Below are 5,210 nucleotides of genomic sequence, written 5' to 3' on the forward strand. Positions count from 1 at the left end.
CCCAAAATTCATAATTATTTTTCAATTTTAATAATTCCGATTCCATATTTCTACCTCTGTAAAAGTTAAATTTTATATTTATTCAATATAACAGGCAATTTCCATATTATATCCATTATAGTCAAAATCATATGGAAAGCTTATAGTGTTGTCTTTAGTTTCGATTTCATAATGAAGTCCATCTTCTTGTTTTACATTCCACGTTTTATATTTTTCCTTATCTGAAAAATACCATTCTGCTCCAACACATTCAACATACACTTTTGTTCCATTATATAATTTTTGCACATCTGACAATTCTATTTTTTTCATTCAATCTCCCTTACAAAATTTGACCAATCGGAATCTGAATATTTCTCTTCAAGTTCTATCATTTTCTTTCTCATGTCAGCAATTTTATTGAACTCATATCTTTCGTCTCTCTGTGATTGATCCGGATATCTTTTTATTAAAAATATCACCTTTGTCTTTCCATTTTTGTATGCACTTCCTAATATTATAAAATTCTTCTGTTGTTCCCAGTTATCAATTAAATTGATTCTTTCTTTTGCACGTTTTTCGAATTCTATAATTTCCTGTTTCTGCCGTTCTATATCTTTGTTGAATTCTTCTAAATACTTATCGAGATTTTTTGCGTAAAAACATATCTATCGTACTGTTCGTAATTCATTTAAACACCTTCCTTAAAACGTTGATTTTGCAATTTTACAAATTTAAATTATTTTAATCATACCATAAATTACATTACATTGCCATACCGCATCTCTTGCAAGTATCACGAAATGTTTTCCAATTCATATTACCAATCGGAGCTATTACCAGCTCCGATCTGCCTTCCTTCTTATATATATTATGATTATTTGTTCTGACTATGTACCATCCATTTGCATTAAATATCTTCTCAACCTGGCGTGGCTTCAAGTCTCCCTTATTTCTTAATATATCATCTAAACTTTTATTCATTTAATCATCCCCATATAAATCTTCTACTGCATCAGTAATTTCTCTTCTCTGCTGAACTGTATCATCCAAATATTTCTGTGTTGCTGCTAAACTCTTTTGTCCAAGTAACTGTTGCACAGCTCTAGCATTTCCGGTTTTTAAATAATAATTCGTGCCGGTAGAGCTTCGCATTGTATGTGGTACAATTCTTTTTTCTTTATTGATGTCACCGGCATATGATCTTAATATCCTTCCAACTGTTTTTTGTGAAATTCTGCCAGATTTGTTTGAAATAAATAATGCAGGACTTTCCACTCCATTTACTTTAGTATATTCATTTCGCTTCTGGACCCAACACTGAAGTATTTTGATTGTACCGTCACTGAGATGAATATGCCGTGGGTCATTTCCTTTTTCAATAACACTTAAAGATTTACCTTCCCAGTTAATATCTTCAAGATTAATTGAGATTATCGCAGAAACTCGTAGTGCCTTATGGAATCCAAGATTAATTATAGCCTCATCTCTCTCATGCCACTGAGAAAGATATGATTTGCTTCTTTTAGTATTTCCAGAAGACACATTTTTCTCAATTTCCCTTACTTCATTAACATCCAAATATACTTTTTTCTTCATTCTTTTATTGCTTGGAGTTTTAATTTTTCTCATTGGATTTTTATTAATATGATCCCCATCTTCCAAAAACTTAAAAAAGCAATTTAAAGAAAAATATCTAATGTACTTATAAGAATCAGAAATTCTTCTATTATCTATAATTACACGATTATCATCGTCTACAATATATTTTCTTATAGTTTCTACATTTAATTTTCCAATATCATCTATAGTTTCCGTTGGATATCCAGAATCTTTTAGATAATGTATAAACCTTACTACATTGTTAATGTAGTTTAATCTTGTCTTTACCGTTTTATCATCTGCGATCATAAACACATTAAACAGATCCATATATTCTGGCTCATTTTTTAGGAGCCGATCTATATTGTTTGTATATTTGACTTCTATCTCCATTCTACCTGTCATCTTTATCACCTCACTTTATATTACCAATTTGCTTATTCCCTGATAATTCATATGATAATCCAATATTTTTTCTTTCATATCTACAATCATATCTTCTAATTCATCATCAATTTCATCCTCCTTATATTTTTTCATAATATCATTTGCTACATCAGCAACTTCTTCCCATTCACTAAGCGTTTCTTCATTAACACTTGTAGGACGAAATGTTGTACGCATTTGTAGTTCCAGTAATCTATCCTTTACACATTCACACATTCTTATGATGAAAGCTTTATTTGTGCATTCTGAATTGGCAGCCTGTAATAATCTTATATTCTTCATTTCGCTTATACCTCCGGTTTTCTTAAATACAAAAACAGCCTACATTTATGTAAGCTGTTTCTATTGTAAATATTATTTTTTATTATATGGAAGTCCATGTGTGGCTCTATAATATCGCTCTGCTGCAAATTGCCTTTGTTTATAATCTTTATAAACGTCACAAAGATACCAAACCCAAATTAATACAATAAAAGGTGCAAATATTGTAATAAGAAGTATTCCGGATACAACAAGTAATCCTAATCCTATTTTAATCTGATCGGCTGTGAAAAAAGGAATATTATTATAACAATCTGAATTACAAAATTCTGCTGGTTTACCTGTTCCATCAGTTGATAATACACCTGCTTCTATCGCTGCTTTTCTCAAAGCTTCATTGTATTTTTTCTGCTTCTTTTCCTCTACATATTTTTCGTAATCAATTTTACATTTTTCAGTTGGGAACCAATAATCATCTGTTGTTGATGGAGCATATGCATGTATAGGTGGTTTAGTCTTTTTTCCATCGTATACAAGATAACCTGCATCTATGTATGGTTGTGCATTTTTTACAAATAAAAGTTCCTTAAAAAACTCTTTCTCTTCATTTGTCATGACACCTTTAAACTCTAAGCATTCATAATTAAAAATGTCCCTCTCATAGTCATCTGTTGTACAACCATAAATAAGCATAAATTTTGAATATCCAAACTCTCTTTTTCTACCTTTTTCAAACATTTCTGCAAATTGTTCTAGTTGAGATGCTAATATTTTCTTATTACTACTCAAGAAATCATCAGAATCGTAAAAAAAGATATGATCAAACCGATCATCATTCCATAATGTGCCATTTTCTTTCCTCCATTTCAATTATTTCACGTACAATTAATTTCTTAAATCATACCACATTTATCTTGTATTGTCAGTAAATTTCTCTTGTAAAATCCAACTTTTACAAAAAGCGACCAGAACCTAATCTGATCGCTTACTTACACTTCTTTTGGTTTCAATCCCATTCGCTGCCGAATTACATCTTCTTCAATCATATCTGTATTTACATTAATGGTATATCCATCAATCTCTATAACAATATCTATGTCGTCCATTTATCTATTCCTCCAACTTTTTTCTTTTTCCTTGTAAATATTCAAGAACATCTACTCTTCCACCATACGTACAATGTATTTCTTTTAATTTTCCTTGATCGTATAGCCATATAGCTGCGGCATATCTATGCCATCCATCTACTATAACCGGAATTGGCAGTATTTGATCACATTCACATTGATTATCAATGTCTATGTCTCGAATTTCTTCTGGATGATTTATGAAATAAATAATTCTTCCAATATGCCATTCTCTTGCTTTATGTTCTAAGACAGGATGATTCCAAGTATCTCCGTATGGTTCTGAAATTTCCGGAATGGCTTCAATAATTGCGATACTAATATCATCTAAAGATATTTCTTCACCTTCATTCCATTCCCAACATTCAGATGGTATAAATTCATGTAATTTTTCTATCAAAATTATATCTCCATTATATTCTTCAATTGGTTCAAACCCATCGTTCATTAAATCACCTCACAGATATTTTAGCATAAATATCACAGTATGTATTATCAAAAGAATCGTCAACTTTTTCAATAAACCACGGTTGCCTTGCTAATTCAAAACCACCATAAAAATTCCAATTATTTCCACCAATTCTAGCATGGATATAAAGTACATTATCTCTACCAGCATATTTATTCCAAGTATTAAACTGATCTAGTACTTTCTTTTTTGCCTTTTTAATTTCAAATTTAAGAATTTTCCTTTTCTTTCCATGAATTCTATCCCAGCGAATACCAGAATAATCATAATCTTTTTGGTCATCTTTTGTTAGATAATATTGGCACTTTCTATCTGTGCTACTTGAATACAATCTACCAGGATCATTAACATTCCAAATTGGTTCAGTCCTACATAGCCATTCAACTACGTCAACTATTGCACAATCAATGTTTCCTTTTATAGAATCCTTAGTTACCGGCTCTTCATCTTTCATTAATCTATAACCACGAAGTCGTGGTACTTCAATTCCATTTGCTTTGACGATTCTCTTAATCTCTTCATTTTCAATCTGTGAATATGCATATAAATCCATTTGTCTACCTCCAATCAAACTCTCATTTTATTACCAGTAAGTCTTTATAAATCCCTGTTCAGGATCATTATAACTGCGACCTTTACAATCTTCATAAGCTCCCTTATAAGAAGCCGAAACAAGCTTTAAAGGATATTTTAGTTTATCAATGCATTCCTTACCACATCCAACATTAATTCCTTGACTGCGATTTGACTGCTTACATGTATTCCCATATTTAAGGATTTCTTCCATAGTTCTTGGATAATGTCCACACTCGTATGAATAATCCATTCCTTCACAACTATTCCAATATGCCAGAATCCCATATAAATCTGCTTCATTTTCTGTTCCATGAAAAACATATCCATAATCATAATATGTGTCTTTAATAAATCCACCACCAAATTCCTTTGGAATAAGTATTTTGTAGCGATCTCCTTTTGTAAGATTTTTTCGCTTTGTTGTCTTATCTGCTCTTAACCAACTAAAACTGCCCATATTATACCTCCGTTTATTTCATCCGATTATAATCATTTATTAATTTTCTCGTATATTCAGTTCTGGAAATAATTGTAATGTTTCCCTTAGTCAAATTTTCATTAAGCCACGCATGAAATTTTTCTTCTTTAAGTAATATCTGTGCAAAAAATTCTTTTAATGTTTCTTCTGAGAAAACCGCTCCATCAAAAGTTCGTTTATAATAATTTTTCATTTTATTCCTTCATCTTATCTATAAATGATAAATCTAAATCTTTAATTTTTGCTTCAAATCCTTTTCCAGTCTTCTTAT

9 protein-coding genes are annotated in these 5,210 nt (G+C 30.7%); all 9 read right to left on the reverse strand.

Annotated elements, in window-relative coordinates; all coding sequences use genetic code 11:
* Positions 1 to 78: 78 nt before the first annotated feature.
* Positions 79 to 312, reverse strand: a complete 234-nt coding sequence (locus DW904_RS22310) for a hypothetical protein (RefSeq protein WP_118584302.1) — start codon at positions 310 to 312, stop codon at positions 79 to 81.
* 432 nt (positions 313 to 744) lie between these two features.
* Entirely contained in the window at positions 745 to 963 is a 219-nt protein-coding gene (locus DW904_RS22315; RefSeq protein WP_118584303.1) for a type II toxin-antitoxin system HicA family toxin, read from the reverse strand.
* Positions 964 to 1,986: a tyrosine-type recombinase/integrase gene (locus DW904_RS22320; RefSeq protein ID WP_118584304.1), complete on the reverse strand. Its 1,023-nt coding sequence runs from the start codon at positions 1,984 to 1,986 to the stop codon at positions 964 to 966.
* A gap of 15 nt (positions 1,987 to 2,001) precedes the next feature.
* Entirely contained in the window at positions 2,002 to 2,310 is a 309-nt protein-coding gene (locus tag DW904_RS22325; protein ID WP_118584305.1) for a hypothetical protein, read from the reverse strand.
* 72 nt (positions 2,311 to 2,382) lie between these two features.
* Positions 2,383 to 3,159 carry a hypothetical protein gene (locus tag DW904_RS22330; RefSeq protein ID WP_118584306.1) on the reverse strand — a complete coding sequence of 259 codons (777 nt, stop codon included), beginning with the start codon at positions 3,157 to 3,159 and terminating at the stop codon, positions 2,383 to 2,385.
* 240 nt (positions 3,160 to 3,399) lie between these two features.
* A complete protein-coding gene (locus DW904_RS22335) occupies positions 3,400 to 3,864 on the reverse strand; it encodes a hypothetical protein (protein WP_118584307.1) in 465 nt (154 codons plus the stop codon).
* Positions 3,865 to 3,868: 4 nt separating this feature from the next.
* Complete coding sequence (locus DW904_RS22340) at positions 3,869 to 4,438, reverse strand: hypothetical protein (RefSeq protein WP_118584308.1); 570 nt, start codon at positions 4,436 to 4,438, stop codon at positions 3,869 to 3,871.
* Between the two features lie 30 nt (positions 4,439 to 4,468).
* Positions 4,469 to 4,918, reverse strand: coding sequence for a hypothetical protein (locus DW904_RS22345; RefSeq protein WP_118584309.1), 450 nt, complete (start codon positions 4,916 to 4,918; stop codon positions 4,469 to 4,471).
* A 13-nt stretch (positions 4,919 to 4,931) separates the two neighbouring features.
* Positions 4,932 to 5,132: a hypothetical protein gene (locus DW904_RS22350; RefSeq protein WP_118584310.1), complete on the reverse strand. Its 201-nt coding sequence runs from the start codon at positions 5,130 to 5,132 to the stop codon at positions 4,932 to 4,934.
* Positions 5,133 to 5,210 lie beyond the last annotated feature (78 nt).

This window comes from Ruminococcus sp. AM42-11 (genome assembly GCF_003480145.1).
GTDB lineage: Bacteria > Bacillota > Clostridia > Lachnospirales > Lachnospiraceae > Blautia_A > Blautia_A faecis.

Coding starts and splice junctions, on each gene's coding strand:
- DW904_RS22315 (WP_118584303.1), bottom strand. CDS start 963: ATGAATAAAAGTTTAGATGATATATTAAGAAATAAGGGAGACTTGAAG.
- DW904_RS22345 (WP_118584309.1), bottom strand. CDS start 4,918: ATGGGCAGTTTTAGTTGGTTAAGAGCAGATAAGACAACAAAGCGAAAA.
- DW904_RS22310 (WP_118584302.1), bottom strand. CDS start 312: ATGAAAAAAATAGAATTGTCAGATGTGCAAAAATTATATAATGGAACA.
- DW904_RS22325 (WP_118584305.1), bottom strand. CDS start 2,310: ATGAAGAATATAAGATTATTACAGGCTGCCAATTCAGAATGCACAAAT.
- DW904_RS22340 (WP_118584308.1), bottom strand. CDS start 4,438: ATGGATTTATATGCATATTCACAGATTGAAAATGAAGAGATTAAGAGA.
- DW904_RS22320 (WP_118584304.1), bottom strand. CDS start 1,986: ATGACAGGTAGAATGGAGATAGAAGTCAAATATACAAACAATATAGAT.
- DW904_RS22350 (WP_118584310.1), bottom strand. CDS start 5,132: ATGAAAAATTATTATAAACGAACTTTTGATGGAGCGGTTTTCTCAGAA.
- DW904_RS22335 (WP_118584307.1), bottom strand. CDS start 3,864: ATGAACGATGGGTTTGAACCAATTGAAGAATATAATGGAGATATAATT.